This is a genomic window from Mixta sp. BE291 (genome assembly GCF_031457955.1).
Taxonomy (GTDB): Bacteria; Pseudomonadota; Gammaproteobacteria; order Enterobacterales; family Enterobacteriaceae; genus Mixta.
Map to the genome: position 1 here is coordinate 1 of NZ_JAVDXN010000006.1, position 14,984 is coordinate 14,984.

The following is a 14,984-nucleotide window of genomic DNA, read 5'->3' on the forward strand; positions in this document are numbered from 1 at the left end:
GGCGTTTGTTGCCGTTGCCGCGAGGTGGCGTATATTACGCTACTCTCTTTCAGAGTCAACCTCTTTTTCAGAAGTTTTTCTCCGGCGATTCACCTTAGTGAACCGCTCAACACCGCGTGGCGTAAGCCGTTGTGCCGTGTCGATGGAGGCGCATTATAGGGAGTTCTCGACGCCTCGCAAGTGCTAATTGCAAAAATAATTCTAACCGTTCAGATTTCACACATCCCGCTTATAAAACGCGCCATAAGGCACGCCAGAGAGACAAAAATGGGCCTTTCGGCCCATTTTTTCATCGTTTATTGATGTGCGGTGATAACGTCATCCTTAACATCAATCTCTATTACTTTGCCCGGCACCAGTTTTCCAGAAAGGATTTGTTGCGCCAACGGGTTTTCTATCTGCTGCTGAATCGCACGTTTTAACGGACGCGCCCCATATACCGGGTCATAGCCGTTCTGCCCCAGAAGCGTCAATGCCTCTTCTGACATGTTCACTGTAAAGCCGCCCTCTTCCAGACGCTTGTAAAGCCGCTGCAGCTGGATATTAGCAATAGAAGCGATATGTTTCTCACCCAGCGGATGGAACACCACTACCTCATCAATACGGTTAATGAACTCTGGACGGAAATGATGGCTAACCACCGACATCACCACATCCTTCATCGCACCGTAGTCCAGCTCGCCAAAACGCTCCTGAATTAAATCGGAACCCAGGTTCGAGGTCATAATCACCACTGCATTACGGAAATCAACCGTACGGCCCTGCCCGTCCGTTAGTCGGCCATCATCCAATACCTGCAACAGTATATTAAAGACATCGGGGTGCGCCTTTTCGACTTCATCCAGCAGAATCACAGAATAAGGACGACGTCGTACGGCTTCGGTGAGATAGCCGCCTTCCTCATAGCCAACGTAGCCCGGAGGCGCGCCCACCAGCCGCGACACCGAGTGTTTCTCCATAAACTCCGACATATCGATACGCACCATCGCGTCGTCGCTGTCGAACAGGAAATTAGCCAATGCTTTACACAGTTCGGTTTTACCTACCCCGGTCGGACCAAGGAACAGGAACGAACCAATCGGACGATTCGGATCGGATAAACCGGCACGGCTACGGCGTATCGCATTGGAGACCGCTTCTACTGCTTCATTCTGACCAATAACCCGCTGATGCAAATCCTGCTCCATACGCAGCAGTTTTTCACGTTCGCCTTCCATCATGCGGGCAACCGGAATACCGGTCCAGCGCGCCAGAACATCGGCAATTTCAACGTCCGTTACCCGGTTACGCAGCAGGCGCATGGTTTTGCCTTCCGCCTGCGTTGCCGCCGCCAGCTGTTTTTCCAGTTCCGGCAGCTTGCCATACTGTAGCTCGGACATACGGCCGAGATCGCCAGAGCGACGAGCCTGTTCCAGCGCAATTTTCGCTTGTTCCAGCTCCGCTTTAATATTCTGAGTGCCAGAGAGCGAGGCTTTCTCTGCTTTCCACTCTTCTTCCAGCTCGGCGTATTCACGCTCTTTCTGATTGAGTTCGCCTTCCAGCATTTCAAGCCGTTTCAGGCTGGCCTCATCCGACTCTTTCTTCAGCGCCTGCTGTTCCAGCTTCAGCTGGATAACGCGACGCTCCAGACGATCCAGCGCTTCGGGTTTAGAGTCGATTTGTAAACGGATACTGGAAGCGGCCTCATCGATCAGGTCGATTGCTTTATCCGGCAACTGGCGATCGGCAATATAACGATGCGACAGCGTCGCGGCGGCAACAATAGCCGGATCGGTAATTTGCACGTGGTGATGCAGTTCATAACGCTCTTTCAGGCCACGCAAGATCGCGATGGTGTCTTCCACGCTGGGTTGAGCCACGAAAACTTTCTGGAAGCGGCGCTCCAGCGCGGCATCCTTTTCAATATACTGCCGATATTCGTCCAGCGTAGTTGCGCCAACGCAGTGCAGTTCGCCGCGCGCCAGCGCAGGCTTCAACATATTACCCGCGTCCATCGCGCCATCGGCTTTACCCGCGCCAACCATGGTATGCAGCTCATCAATAAACAGAATGACGTTGCCTTCCTGCTTAGAGAGATCGTTCAGCACCCCTTTCAGGCGCTCTTCAAACTCGCCGCGATACTTAGCACCGGCCACCAGCGATCCCATATCCAGCGCCAGTACCCGACGACCTTTCAGCCCTTCCGGCACTTCACCGTTTACGATACGCTGCGCCAGCCCTTCGACAATCGCCGTTTTACCGACGCCAGGCTCGCCAATCAATACCGGGTTATTTTTGGTGCGCCGTTGCAACACCTGAATAGTGCGACGAATCTCTTCATCACGACCGATAACCGGATCAAGCTTGCCCTGCTCCGCACGTTCAGTGAGATCGATGGTGTATTTTTTCAGTGCCTGGCGCTGGTCTTCAGCCCCTTGATCGTTCACGCCTTCTCCTCCACGCATCTGTTCAACAGCGTTGGTGAGCTTGTCCGTTGTGGCACCTGCGGATTTTAACAAGTCCGCCAGCGAGCCGCGCGAATCAAGCGCAGCCAAAACAAACAGTTCAGATGAAATAAAGTTGTCGCCGCGCTTCTGCGCCAGCTTGTCGCACAGGTTAAGAACCCGTATCAAATCAGCAGAGGGCTGAACATCGCCGTCGGTACCTTCTACCTGCGGCAGACGACTGATAGCCTGTTCTACGCCGTTACGTAATCCCCCTACATCCACCCCTGCCGCCGTCAGTAAAGGACGCACAGTGCCGCCTTCCTGATTGAGCAGCGCGCTCATCAAGTGAAGAGGTTCAATGAATTGGTTGTCGCGCCCGAGGGCGAGGGATTGAGCATCGGCGAGCGCAAGCTGGAATTTATTAGTAAGACGATCCAGACGCATGATTCCTCCCAATACAGGTCAAAATGCTACTGGAGATAAAATGAGGCCGGGCCTCAAATTTTCAAGTCTTTGAACGCTGTGATGGTGAAAAAAAACGCAATCTGGATCGTCTTGTGGCGTAAGGTTATCTCAGCCAGATCAAACTTGCCATCCGGCCGGTAGTACCGCTGCGTCGCCAGGAGAAAAAATCAGCCGATTCATGCCAGGTGCAGCGTCCGCCCCCGCTAACAGAGGCAACGCCCTGGGCTGCCAGACGCTGACGCGCCAGTAACCACAGGTCGGCGTAAAATTTATCGCCAGCAGCGCGGAAAGCCACGTCAGCCGCTGGATCGTGAGCCATAAACGCCGCTCTGACCTCCGCGCCGACTTCAAAGGCTGCTGGCCCGATTGCTGGCCCCATCCACACATGGATCTCCTGCGGCGGAGCGGAAAACTGGCTTAGCGTGTTTTCCAGCACGCCAGCGCAGAGCCCGCGCCAGCCTGCATGCGCCGCCGCGACTTCTCTGCCATCAAAAGAACAGAAAAGCACTGGCAGGCAGTCGGCGGTCATTACGGCGCAGACGGCCTGTTTCTGATTGCTCCAGATCGCATCCGCGCGGCGCGTGGCGGGTTCCTGGCCATCAAGGCGAATCACCTCGGTGCCATGAACCTGTTCCAGCCACCAGGGCATCGCAGGCAAACCCGCCATATCCACCAGACGTTGTCGGTTCGCCTGCACCGCTGCGGGCAGGTCACCGACATGATCGCCCAGGTTTAGCGAATCCCAGGGCGCTTCGCTGATGCCGCCAGCGCGCGTGGTGCTACAGGCGCCTACCGTTTTCGGCGCTGGCCAGTCAGGAACAATCAGATCGCTCATAGCCAGTCCAGCTGGTCCTTAAAAGCTTCGGTATCCGCTTTCAGCGCATCGATCAGATCGACCATATCCTGCGGCAGCGGCGCATGCCATTCCATCTCAATGCCGGTAACCGGATGATAAAGGCGTAGCATGGTGGCGTGCAGCGCCTGACGATCAAAGCCGCGTAATGTCGCAATAAACGCATCCGATGCGCCTTTCGGCGGGCGTGGACGGCCGCCATACAGCGGATCGCCCACCAGCGGATGGGTAATGTGCGACATATGCACACGAATCTGGTGCGTACGACCGGTTTCCAGACGCAGACGCAGACGCGTATGCGCCCGGAAATGCTCCATAACCCGATAGTGGGTTACAGCATGTTTCCCCATCGGATGCACCGCCATGTGGGTGCGCTTGGTTGAGTGACGGCTGATAGGTTCATCAACAATGCCGCCCGCGGTCATGGTACCGATGGCGACCGCCTCATATTCACGGGTGATTTCACGCAGCTGCAGCGATTCAACCAGGTGTGTTTGCGCCGGAACGGTTTTCGCCACCACCATCAGGCCGGTGGTATCTTTATCAAGACGATGCACAATGCCCGCACGCGGTACGTCGGCAATCGCCGGATAATGATGCAGCAGCGCATTCAGCACCGTGCCATCCGGGTTGCCCGCGCCTGGATGCACCACCAGATCGCGCGGCTTGTTGATCACCAGAATATGTTCATCTTCATAAACGATATTTAATGGAATATCCTGCGCTTCCCAGCGTGCTTCTTCTTCTATTTCCGCATCGATGGCCACGGCTTCGCCGCCTAATACTTTTTCCTTCGGCGTGTCAACAATGTTACCGTTGACGCTCACACGACGATCGAGAATCCATTCTTTTATGCGCGAACGCGAATAATCAGGGAACAATTCCGCCAAAGACTGATCTAAGCGTTGTCCGAGTTGCGACTCGGAAACCGTTGCGGTGAGTTTTACTTGTTGTGCCATAAACAGCTTCTTCGTTAACGTTGGGTTTTCACGGCGATGCCGTTTAATATAATGTGCTATCGTACCGGTCACTATCGGGAGCTTCATGGACAGCTTCCGCAATAACACACTCTGAGGATAATCAAATCGTCATGACGCGTATGAAATATCTGGTGGCTGCAGCCACGTTGAGCCTGGCTCTTGCGGGTTGTTCAAGCTCTAAGGATCAAGTGCCTGACAGTCCGCCTTCTGAGCTTTATGCAACGGCTCAGCAAAAACTGCAGGACGGTAACTTTAAAGGCGCAATAACGCAACTGGAAGCACTGGATAACCGCTATCCATTTGGCCCTTACGCCCAACAAGTTCAGCTGGATCTGATCTACGCTTACTACAAAAACGCTGACCTGCCGATGGCTCAGGCTGCCATCGATCGCTTTATGCGTCTGAATCCGACACATCCGAACATTGATTATGTTCTGTATATGAAGGGCCTGACGGATATGGCGTTAGACGATTCCGCTCTGCAAGGCTTTTTCGGCATCGATCGTTCCGATCGCGATCCCGAACATGCGCGCGCGGCCTTCCGTGACTTCTCTCAGCTGCTGCGTAACTGGCCGAGCAGCCAGTATGCCACCGATGCGCGCAAACGCCTGGTCTATTTAAAAGACCGCCTGGCAAAATATGAGCTTTCCGTGGCGCAATTCTACACGAAACGCGAAGCCTATGTCGCGGTCGTCAATCGCGTTGAGCAAATGCTGAAAGATTATCCGGATACGCAGGCGACACGCACCGCGCTGCCGCTGATGGAAAATGCCTATCGTAAGCTGCAGTTAACGGCTCAGGCGGATAAAGTGGCGAAGGTTATCGCTGCGAATCAGGCCTGATTCGATTACACAGCAAAAAAGCAGCCTGCAGGCTGCTTTTTTGTTGATAAAAACAGCAGATTTTACTTTCTTCTCTGCTGTTAACTCACTGAGTCTGCCCTGTGCTACGGGGTTCTACAAGGGGTTTCAGCACATTTACCGTGCCCCCTCACAGATTTCATTTCCTTGACAAAAAGTGACCTTTTAATGTGATTTTCATCACAAAATTTACCCCTCTGCACGGTATGCTACACTTACTACGACGGCAATGACAGAGAGGTAAACATGATGATTGTGAACATTACCAGCAAACAAATGGAAATCACCCCCGCTATCCGCCAGCATGTCGAAGACCGTCTTTCCAAGCTCGAAAAGTGGCAAACCCACTTGATCAATCCGCATATCGTACTGTCAAAAGCGCCGAAGGAGTACGTTGCTGATGCAACGATCAATACACCTAACGGCCCGCTGGTCGCCAGCGCATCCCATGAAGATATGTACGCCGCGATTAACGAGCTCATCAGTAAACTGGAGCGTCAGCTGAATAAGGTTCAGCATAAAGGTGAAGCGCGCCGCGCCGCCGCCAGCGTGAAAGGGTTAACCCCTGTTGATGATGAAGTGTAAATGTTGCTGCGCCCCTGTTTGTCTGGGGCGCCATTGAGTGGATGACGCGCCTGCGGGCGCGTTTTTTATTGACAGCAGCAAAACGCTACGGTTACTTTAACCGCATCTACAGCAACAGGTTATATGATGAACACATCGTTTTTCTTCGCTTTCTTTTTTACCTTCCCCTGATTCGGGAGGCGTTTCGTCGCAGAAAAAAGAAAGCGAAGACGAACAATAAAGCCTCCCAAACCGGGAGGCTTTTTTATTATGGACATTTGACAGGTAACGCTATGAAACCGGAAAATCCGTTGTTGGCCCTGCGTGACAAAATCAGCGTCATCGATGAAAAATTGCTGGATCTCCTCGCTGAACGGCGGACGCTGGCGATTGACGTCGCTAAAGCAAAAATGGCGACGCATCGTCCGGTGCGCGATATCGATCGTGAACGGGATTTGCTGGAGCGGTTAATTACTCTCGGTAAAAGCCACCAGCTGGACGCCCATTTTATTACGCGCCTGTTTCAGCTCATCATTGAAGATTCTGTTCTTACCCAGCAGGCGCTGCTGCAAAAGCATCTCAACCAGACCAATCAACAGTCCGCGCGTATTGCCTTTCTTGGCCCTAAAGGCTCTTATTCCCATCTGGCCGCGCGTAAATATGGCGCGCGCCACTTTGCCAATGTGATTGAGAGCGGCTGTCAAAAATTCCATGACATTATTCAGGAAGTGGAAAGCGGTCAGGCGGATTACGCCGTATTGCCGATTGAGAATACCAGTTCGGGTTCAATTAATGAGGTCTACGATCTTCTGCAGCAAACCAGCCTGTCGATTGTTGGCGAGATGACGGTGCCTATCGACCATTGCGTTCTGGTTACCGGCTCTACCGATCTGCAACAGATCGAAACGGTTTACAGCCATCCGCAGCCTTTCCAGCAGTGCAGCCAGTTTATTAATCGTTTCCCGCACTGGAAGATTGAATACACCGAAAGCACTGCGGCAGCGATGGAAAAAGTGGCGGCGCTTAACTCGCCTAAAGCGGCGGCATTAGGCAGCGAGGCGGGCGGCGAGCTTTATCATTTACAGGTGCTGGAACGACACCTGGCGAATCAGCAACAAAACATCACGCGCTTTATTATTCTGGCGCGTAAGCCGGTTGAGGTGACTGAACAGGTACCGGCGAAAACCACCTTAATCATGGCGACCGGGCAGCAGTCCGGTGCGCTGGTTGAAGCGCTGCTGGTATTGCGCCAGCACAATCTGATTATGAGCAAGCTGGAGTCACGGCCAATTAACGGCAACCCGTGGGAAGAGATGTTTTACCTTGATGTACAGGGCAACTTGCGCACCAGTGAGATGCAGCAGGCGCTACAGGAACTGCGGGCAATTACCCGATCGTTAAAGGTATTAGGCTGCTATCCCGGCGAGAATATTGTGCCGGTCGATCCACAGTAAGGTGGTGCGCCAGCCCGATGGGGTTGGCGCACCTTGGTTATTTGCGCCGTATCATTTTCCTGGCTCGGGATCGCTGTATAATTTCATACACAACGCATCCACGAGACTTATCATGTTCAGACTCCCTCCCCTGCTTTTGCTTCTCGCCCTGTTTTCTGTTTATGCCCATGCCGATCGGGAAGTTATCGATCAGCTTGGTCGTAAAGTTACTATCCCCGATCGCGTCGATCGCGTGGTGGTTTTACAGCACCAGACGCTTAACCTGCTGGTGCAGTTGGGCGCAACGGATAAAATCGTTGGCGTCCTGAGTAACTGGCGGGAGCAGCTGGGCGCTAACTATGCGCGCCTTGCGCCGTCGCTGGCAACGCTGCCTGCGCCCGGCGATCTGGCCCATGTTGACCCTGAAGCGCTGGTTGCGCTCCATCCGCAGGCGGTGTTTGTTACCAACTATGCGCCTCTTAGCATGATTGAACGGATTCAAAACCTCGGTATCCCTGTGATTGCTATTTCACTACGCAGTGGAAAAGCGGAGCAGCTGGCAACGTTAAATCCAACGCTGGAAGATGAAGAAAAAGCGTACGATGAAGGATTAAAGGCGGGGATTCGCTTGATCGGCACGGTCGTTAATCGTTCCAGCCAGGCGGAGGAGCTGCTAACCGCCGCCTTTAGCCAGCGCAAACTTATCGCGGCGCGTTTACATGACATCCCGGAAAGCCAGCGCGTACGGGTTTATATGGCTAACCCGGAACTCACCACCTACGGCTCCGGTAAATATACCGGCCTGATGATGACGCACGCCGGTGCCGTCAATGTCGCCGCCGCCACGGTACGCGGTTATAAACAGGTTTCTATGGAGCAGGTGATAGCATGGAACCCGCAGGTGATCCTGGTACAAAATCGCTATCCGCAGGTCATCAATGAGATCAAGACGCAGCCGGTATGGCAGGTGATCGATGCGGTACAGCATCAGCGCGTCTGGCTGATGCCGGAATATGCCAAAGCCTGGGGATATCCCATGCCCGAAGCAATAGGGCTGGGCGAACTCTGGCTGGCGCAGAAGCTTTATCCAACACGCTTTCAGGATATTGATATGCAGCAGCAGGCCGACCGCTGGTATAGGCGTTTCTATCACACCCATTATCTCAACGATAATTAACGAACCACGGCGTCCCGGCATCATACAGCGGGCGCCTCGCCAGCCGCATTAACAATTTCTAAAGATTAACAATTCATTAAAATCAGCCAGTTGCATCTATTTTATTGATTTACTGCTGACGCGCTCCGTCGTTATGCCAGGCTTAATGAGCTGCTAATCATTGGGATTAGCGAGTTGACATCAACAAGGAGGCGCAATGGAACGTTTCAGTAATAAAGTCGCGATCGTGACAGGTGCAGGCTCAGGTATTGGCGCGGCAAGCGCTAAACGTTTCGCGGAAGAAGGCGCGAATGTGGTGCTGGTAGGGCGTACCCGAGAGAAACTTAATAACATCTTTGCCACGCTCAAAGCGGGCGATCACCTGGTTGTTGTTGCCGACGTTTCAAAACGGGAAGATGTAGAAGCCCTCGCGCAGCAGGTAGAGGATCATTATGGTCATGCTGATGTGCTAATTAATAATGCCGGTGTGAATGCATCAGGAAAAATTCATCAGGCCAGCGATGAAGACTGGAAAAAAGTGATGTCCACCGACCTGGATGGCGTTTTCTACTGCACTCGCGCTTTTATGCCGATGCTGCTGAAAAGCAAAGGCAACGTTATCAACATTTCTTCGGTTTCCGGGCTTGGCGGCGACTGGGGGATGAGCATTTATAATGCCGCCAAAGGCGCCATTACCAACTTTACCCGTTCCCTGGCGATGGATTACGGTAAAGATGGCGTGCGGGTAAATGCGATTTGCCCGGGCCTGACCATTACCGATATGACCAAAGAGATGCAGAGCAACGCTGAGCTGATGGCGAAGTTTAACGAGCGTATCGCGCTTGGACGTCCGGGCGAAGCGGAAGAGCTTGCCGCAGCCATCGCTTTCCTGGCCAGCGACGATGCCCGCTACATCACCGGCGTCAATCTGCCGGTGGACGGCGGTATTACCGCGTCCAATGGACAACCGCCGCAGGCGTAAAAAGCGCAAGCCCGTCTTCAGGACGGGCTCTATTTTATGCTTTGTACGAGCTTTAAGATTAACGCATCAGACCCGATTGTCGTTGGCTGAACGCAACAGCGACCGGCTCTCCAGCATAAAGCGTGGCGCGTAATCGCCGAACCACTGCTCTACTTTACGGAAGCTATCAATAAAGCCCTGCTTATCGCTGCGCTCCAGCAAGGCGATCGCCTCACCAAAACGTTGATAGTAACGCTTAATCAACGCCAGATTATTTTCAGAAGACATAATGATATCGGCATACAGCTGCGGATCCTGAGCGAACAGACGTCCTACCATCGCCAGTTCCAGCCGGTAAATCGGCGACGAAAGCGCCAACAGCTGATCAAGCTGCACATTTTCCTCAGCAAGGTGTAAGCCATAAGCAAAAGTGGCAAAGTGGCGTAGCGCCTGGATAAAGGCCATATTCTGATCGTGCTCAGCCGCGCTGATGCGGTGTAACCGCGCGCCCCACACCTGAATCTGTTCCAAAAACCACTGATAAGCTTCTGGCTGGCGTCCGTCACACCACACCACGACCTGTTTCGCCAGGCTGCCGCTGTCCGGGCCGAACATCGGGTGCAGCCCCAATACCGGGCCGGAATGCGCCGCCAGCATCGCCTGCAGCGGGCCGTTTTTCACCGAAGCGATATCCACCAGAATGCAATCTTCCGGTAACGGCGGCAGCTGGGCGATCACCTTTTCGGTTAAATGGATAGGCACGCTAACAATGACCATTCCCGCATCCTGCAGCAGCAACGGCGCCTGCTCCCACTCCTCTTTATCAAGGATTTTTACCTGATAGCCGGAGAGCGTCAGCATTTTTTCAAACAGCTGGCCCATGCGTCCTTTACCGCCCACGATCACCACCGGACGCAGTTCAGGGCAGAGCGTCTTAAAGCCTTTATCATTTTCGCTGGAATAGGATTCCCGCATAACACGACGTAACACATCTTCAATCAGATCGGGCGGTACGCCGAGCGCTTCCGCTTCTTTGCGGCGCGAAGCCAGCATGCTCGCTTCACGCTCAGGCACATAAATCGGCAAGCCAAAACGACTTTTCACTTCGCCGACTTCGGCAACCAGCTCCAGCCGTTTCGCCAGCAGATCGAGCAATGCCCGATCCACCTCATCAATTTGATCGCGCAGCGCGTTCAGTTCAGCCACCATCTTGTATTAACTCTCCTGTGACAAACGCGCCGCCAGTACGCCGCTAAGATCCCGGTGAATACTCTGTAACAGCTGCTCGGTTGTTTCCCAGCTAATACAGGCATCGGTTACCGACACACCATAACGCATTTCGCTACGCGGCTGCTCGGAGGACTGGCTGCCTTCATGAATATGGCTTTCCAGCATCAGGCCAATAATGGAACGATTGCCGTCTTTGATCTGCGCAACGGCGGATTCGGCTACGCCGGGCTGGCGACGGTAGTCTTTATTTGAATTACCGTGACTGCAATCTATCATCAGCGCCGGACGTAATCCCGCTTTCACCATCTCTTTTTCGCACTGCTCAACGTCGGCCGGACTGTAATTTGGCGTTTTGCCGCCGCGCAAAATAACATGCCCGTCCGGGTTGCCCTGCGTTTGTAGCAGGCAGACCTGGCCGGCCTGATTAATTCCGACAAAACGGTGCGGCATCGCAGCGGCGCGCATGGCGTTAATCGCGGTGCCCAGGCTACCGTCAGTGCCGTTTTTAAAACCAACCGGCATCGACAGGCCGGACGCCATTTCACGATGCGTTTGTGATTCAGTAGTACGCGCGCCGATAGCTGACCAGCTAAAGAGATCGCCCAGGTATTGCGGGCTGTTGGGATCCAGCGCCTCCGTGGCTAACGGCAGCCCCATCTCAACCAGGTTCACCAGCAGCTGACGAGCGATATGCAGGCCCGCTTCCACATCAAAAGAGTTATCCATATAAGGGTCGTTGATTAACCCTTTCCAGCCAACGGTAGTACGAGGTTTTTCAAAATAGACACGCATGACGATATACAGCTGATCCTTCAGCCGATCGGAAAGATCTTTTAGCTGGCGCGCATAGGCGAGCGCGGCTTCGGGATCGTGAACAGAACAGGGGCCGCATACCACTAACAGCCGATGATCCCGGCCGGCAAGTATATTAGAGATGGTTTGACGCGCATCAGCCACCTGCGTTTCCAGCTGCGCATTGAGCGGAAACTTCTGTTTAAGCTGTTCGGGCGTAATCAAAACTTGCTCTTCAGTGATATGAACATTATTCAGCGCATCTTTCTGCATATCGGCGATCCTCGTTCTGGCCTTTTCGTCATTGCGGTGAGCAAATAATGTAACACAGGAAATACACAGCAGCACCTATCTGTACATTATTTTTTACTCAACCGTAAAAGCCTTGAGCTTATCTATAATAAATGATTGATTTATAAGGATATAAATAAATTTAGACTTGTTACAGACCAAGGTGCAACCGTTCAATAAACTTTACAGTTGTTAAATGGCTATACTTAAAAAACGTTAAGCCGATCCAGGCGATGACAATGGAATTGAGTAACAATACTTTTTTTAACAATCTGTTATAACAAGTTTCTCTGCCCTATAGCTGCTAAGCAAAATACTTTTCACGGAGACGATATGGAAATTTATTTACGCCCGATGCTGACCACGGATGCCGCTGAATACGCGACGGCTATTAATGAGTCGCTCTCTTCGCTACAGCCGTGGATGTCCTGGGCGCATGAGGATTATCAGCCTGAAGAAGCCGTTGAATGGTTTCGCCTGATCGATCGGCAGCGGGAGAAAGGCGAAGCGAATGAAATGAGCATTTTCGCGGCCAGCGATCACCGCTTTTTGGGTGCCGCCGGAATTCGCTATGGACAAATGCCGGAAGAACAGAGCGCGATAGGGTATTGGGTTCGCCAGAAAGAGCAGCGTAAGGGCGTGGCGCACAAGGCGGTTATGCAGCTGGCCAGAGAAGGGTTTCGCCGTCCTGAAATTAATATTATTGAGATTTTAGCGGCTGAAAATAACCATGCCAGCCGGGCGGTTGCGCTGAGCTGCGGGGCGCGGTTAATCGGCCTGCGCTACGGCCTGATTGTCATGGAACAGGGGCCGGTCACTGCCGCGATCTATCATCTGCGTCGTGAGGATTTTGTGGTAGAGCCTCCTGCGTTTAGGTTATAGGTCATCCCTGACCGGGGGCAAACCAGCTTCTGTTCTGCCGCTATCCTGCTAAGGTGCAACGGGTAATGCACGTTTTCGGTTTAAAGCCAGCCGCCTAATCAGCTACTTTTTAACGGCCATTCACCTGACGCTTCCGCAACTTTCTGCTGTGCCTGAAGCGCACTTAACTCTTCCGGAGAACTTGCTCTGCTAATCGCTGAATGGAAGCTTGCCTGACTGCTGGCGCTTCTTGGCCGTGCAACAAAAGCGCTGTCGAGGCTCTGCTGCGAGGCATTATCGGCACGGGAAGAGGAAGCCGCCGCCTGTGATGAGGAACCGGCTGCCTGTGATGAAGAACCGGCCGCCTGGGTGCCTGCCTGGGTAAGCGGACGCAGAGGAATGTCCGTGGTCTGGTCGGCAGGCGCGTTAGTATTGCCAGCCGCTGCCGCATTGCCAGTCGCCGCCGTATTGCCAGCCGCTGCCGTATTGCCAGCCGCTGCCGTATTGCCAGCCGCTGCCGCATTGCCAGTCGCCGCCGCATTGCCAGTCGCCGCCGTATTACCAGCCGCCGCCGTATTGCCAGCCGCTGCCGTATTGCCAGTCGCCGCCGCATTGCCGCCTGCATTATCGCGCTGCCTGCCACTATTGAAATCCAGCGCAGGATGATTATCAAAGAAGTTGTCTATTGCCTGATCGTTGGTGGCGACGGGCTTACCGGCAATGGTTCCTGCCACGCCCTGCCCGGCATAAGCGGCGGCGGCGGCAAAAAGGTTAACCAACTGCTCGACCGCCTGCTGCGCGTTAACATTGCCCGTCTCTTTCTGCATCGCATGGCGGGTCATATTGCGCAGGCTATTCACGCCCGCCAGACCAGCGCCAAGCGCCATCGTTTCGGCAACCATATTGCCTGACAAAATATTCATGCCGCCTTTGGTCAGCTGACGCGGAGAAACCAGGCCCTGTGCGGCGTCCGCTAACCGTTTTGCACCACCCTTTACCACTTGATCCATCGCCTTAGTGTCATCAAGTTGTTTAAAACGATCTTTCCAGTCGGTACGTCCCAACAGAAACTCCGCGCCGTGCAGATTGTTGGCTTTGTTTTGCACGAAGCCGCTCAGGGCACCAGCCGCCACGGTAAGCGGCGTACTGGTTGCCGTATTAGCCGCATAGCGCTGCGACTCCGACAATCCGGCTACGCTGGTCGCTACCGCCCCGGTAAGGACGTTGCGCGCGTTATAACCGGTTCCTCCCAGAACGGCCTGCTTCATATTGTGGCCCAGCCCTTCGCGCCGTTTAACGGTTTCCTGCATCGCTGGCTCCAGTTTATCCATATCAGCATCCATCCATTTAGCGTCATGCTGGGCATTGGCCGATACTTTATCCCAGAACGATTTCATCACTATCGCCGTGCCTCCACCGATAGCGCCGTTAACCGCTTCCGCGCTCAGCGTTCCTTCGGGAAAACCAAAGTAGTTGTTAGCGACTTTTGCCAGCGCTTCTGACGGAAAAGAGGACGTGGCAAAGGCCACCGCTCCCAGGGCTCCCAGCGCTGCATCGGTCGCTGCATCCAGTTTGTTTCCCTTCAAAAGTACGTTGCGTGCGCTGTCCTGGTTATATCCCATTTCGTGGAGTTCGGTGGCACGCGAATTAATTAGTTCTTCCATGCCTTCACCGGCAGTGAAGTACTCTTTCATCAGTTTTTTCAATTCGGTGATATTTTTCTGGCGTTGCGCATCAACGCCCCCTGCCGCCGCGACATTACCTGTATGTCCCGCGCCGCTGGTAGCCTGGCTACGCACGCCCTGCGTCTGGCTGCTACCCGCGTTATTGGGTTGATTATTTATTGGACGGGAAAAATTTTGTACCGTTGGTTGACGCTGAATGCCATTAGTCATGTTCGATAGACTCCGGAGTTAAATCAACAACGATGAGGCCGCAATAAGGTCGCCGCCACGTACCTTTGTTGAATGTTGTTAGTGCAAACTCGTGTCTAACCTGGTGAAAAGAACATCAGTACAACTTACACACGATTCCCTCTGTGTAGGCTGTGGGCATCAGGGGTTCCGCCGTTTATGACATTTTTTATACAACTGTCGACTGGCGCAATGCACT

The 14,984-nt window shown here is 53.5% G+C and carries 13 protein-coding genes and 1 other annotated feature; of the genes, 7 read left to right on the plus strand and 6 right to left on the minus strand.

The genetic code is table 11. The annotated features are described in order from the left end of the window. Window positions 1–296: 296 nt before the first annotated feature. The 3 genes from clpB to rluD form a co-directional block, all read right to left on the minus strand. Window positions 297–2,870, minus strand: a complete 2,574-nt coding sequence (gene clpB / locus J2X14_RS14495) for an ATP-dependent chaperone ClpB (RefSeq protein ID WP_352411894.1) — start codon at window positions 2,868–2,870, stop codon at window positions 297–299. A gap of 124 nt (window positions 2,871–2,994) precedes the next feature. Beyond that, the gene (gene yfiH / locus J2X14_RS14500) at window positions 2,995–3,726 is read right to left on the minus strand and encodes a purine nucleoside phosphorylase YfiH (protein WP_352411895.1); all 732 of its coding nucleotides are present in this window, start codon (window positions 3,724–3,726) and stop codon (window positions 2,995–2,997) included. Further along, window positions 3,723–4,703 (minus strand): 23S rRNA pseudouridine(1911/1915/1917) synthase RluD, encoded by a 981-nt coding sequence (rluD, locus tag J2X14_RS14505; protein ID WP_352411896.1) that lies wholly within the window; start codon window positions 4,701–4,703, stop codon window positions 3,723–3,725. The genes yfiH and rluD overlap by 4 nt, the downstream gene beginning before the upstream one ends. A gap of 131 nt (window positions 4,704–4,834) precedes the next feature. Between rluD and bamD the strand changes: the two genes are divergently transcribed. The 6 genes from bamD (at window position 4,835) to budC (ending at window position 9,719) form a co-directional block, all read left to right on the plus strand. Beyond that, complete coding sequence (bamD, locus tag J2X14_RS14510; RefSeq protein ID WP_352411897.1) at window positions 4,835–5,566, plus strand: outer membrane protein assembly factor BamD; 732 nt, start codon at window positions 4,835–4,837, stop codon at window positions 5,564–5,566. Window positions 5,567–5,833: 267 nt separating this feature from the next. Next, on the plus strand, window positions 5,834–6,169 hold the full coding sequence (raiA, locus tag J2X14_RS14515) for a ribosome-associated translation inhibitor RaiA (protein ID WP_352412174.1): 336 nt from the start codon (window positions 5,834–5,836) through the stop codon (window positions 6,167–6,169). 122 nt (window positions 6,170–6,291) lie between these two features. After that, window positions 6,292–6,418 (plus strand) — a sequence feature (Phe leader region). Continuing rightward, entirely contained in the window at window positions 6,293–6,340 is a 48-nt protein-coding gene (locus J2X14_RS14520) for a hypothetical protein (protein ID WP_352412175.1), read from the plus strand. It overlaps the preceding feature by 48 nt. Window positions 6,419–6,441: 23 nt before the next feature. Continuing rightward, window positions 6,442–7,602 (plus strand): bifunctional chorismate mutase/prephenate dehydratase, encoded by a 1,161-nt coding sequence (pheA, locus tag J2X14_RS14525; protein ID WP_352411898.1) that lies wholly within the window; start codon window positions 6,442–6,444, stop codon window positions 7,600–7,602. 112 nt (window positions 7,603–7,714) lie between these two features. Then, window positions 7,715–8,758: an ABC transporter substrate-binding protein gene (locus tag J2X14_RS14530; protein ID WP_352411899.1), complete on the plus strand. Its 1,044-nt coding sequence runs from the start codon at window positions 7,715–7,717 to the stop codon at window positions 8,756–8,758. Window positions 8,759–8,954: 196 nt separating this feature from the next. Further along, the gene (budC, locus tag J2X14_RS14535) at window positions 8,955–9,719 is read left to right on the plus strand and encodes a meso-2,3-butanediol dehydrogenase (protein WP_352411900.1); all 765 of its coding nucleotides are present in this window, start codon (window positions 8,955–8,957) and stop codon (window positions 9,717–9,719) included. A 66-nt stretch (window positions 9,720–9,785) separates the two neighbouring features. On the opposite strand, the gene tyrA is transcribed toward budC, so the two are convergent. Both tyrA and J2X14_RS14545 read right to left on the minus strand, forming a co-directional pair. Continuing rightward, a complete protein-coding gene (gene tyrA / locus J2X14_RS14540) occupies window positions 9,786–10,907 on the minus strand; it encodes a bifunctional chorismate mutase/prephenate dehydrogenase (RefSeq protein WP_352411901.1) in 1,122 nt (373 codons plus the stop codon). Between the two features lie 6 nt (window positions 10,908–10,913). Next, window positions 10,914–11,993: a 3-deoxy-7-phosphoheptulonate synthase gene (locus tag J2X14_RS14545; RefSeq protein ID WP_352411902.1), complete on the minus strand. Its 1,080-nt coding sequence runs from the start codon at window positions 11,991–11,993 to the stop codon at window positions 10,914–10,916. A gap of 351 nt (window positions 11,994–12,344) precedes the next feature. Between J2X14_RS14545 and J2X14_RS14550 the strand changes: the two genes are divergently transcribed. After that, window positions 12,345–12,893 (plus strand): GNAT family N-acetyltransferase, encoded by a 549-nt coding sequence (locus J2X14_RS14550; RefSeq protein WP_352411903.1) that lies wholly within the window; start codon window positions 12,345–12,347, stop codon window positions 12,891–12,893. A gap of 98 nt (window positions 12,894–12,991) precedes the next feature. Here the strand turns inward: J2X14_RS14550 and J2X14_RS14555 are convergent, their stop codons facing one another. After that, window positions 12,992–14,767: a hypothetical protein gene (locus J2X14_RS14555; protein WP_352411904.1), complete on the minus strand. Its 1,776-nt coding sequence runs from the start codon at window positions 14,765–14,767 to the stop codon at window positions 12,992–12,994. Window positions 14,768–14,984: the final 217 nt, after the last annotated feature.

Excerpts from the sequence above, each read along its gene's own strand:
- pheA (WP_352411898.1), top strand. The coding sequence starts at position 6,442 with ATGAAACCGGAAAATCCGTTGTTGGCCCTGCGTGACAAAATCAGCGTC.
- raiA (WP_352412174.1), top strand. The coding sequence starts at position 5,834 with ATGATTGTGAACATTACCAGCAAACAAATGGAAATCACCCCCGCTATC.
- yfiH (WP_352411895.1), bottom strand. The coding sequence starts at position 3,726 with ATGAGCGATCTGATTGTTCCTGACTGGCCAGCGCCGAAAACGGTAGGC.
- clpB (WP_352411894.1), bottom strand. The coding sequence starts at position 2,870 with ATGCGTCTGGATCGTCTTACTAATAAATTCCAGCTTGCGCTCGCCGAT.
- J2X14_RS14530 (WP_352411899.1), top strand. The coding sequence starts at position 7,715 with ATGTTCAGACTCCCTCCCCTGCTTTTGCTTCTCGCCCTGTTTTCTGTT.
- bamD (WP_352411897.1), top strand. The coding sequence starts at position 4,835 with ATGACGCGTATGAAATATCTGGTGGCTGCAGCCACGTTGAGCCTGGCT.
- J2X14_RS14545 (WP_352411902.1), bottom strand. The coding sequence starts at position 11,993 with ATGCAGAAAGATGCGCTGAATAATGTTCATATCACTGAAGAGCAAGTT.
- tyrA (WP_352411901.1), bottom strand. The coding sequence starts at position 10,907 with ATGGTGGCTGAACTGAACGCGCTGCGCGATCAAATTGATGAGGTGGAT.
- rluD (WP_352411896.1), bottom strand. The coding sequence starts at position 4,703 with ATGGCACAACAAGTAAAACTCACCGCAACGGTTTCCGAGTCGCAACTC.
- budC (WP_352411900.1), top strand. The coding sequence starts at position 8,955 with ATGGAACGTTTCAGTAATAAAGTCGCGATCGTGACAGGTGCAGGCTCA.
- J2X14_RS14555 (WP_352411904.1), bottom strand. The coding sequence starts at position 14,767 with ATGACTAATGGCATTCAGCGTCAACCAACGGTACAAAATTTTTCCCGT.
- J2X14_RS14550 (WP_352411903.1), top strand. The coding sequence starts at position 12,345 with ATGGAAATTTATTTACGCCCGATGCTGACCACGGATGCCGCTGAATAC.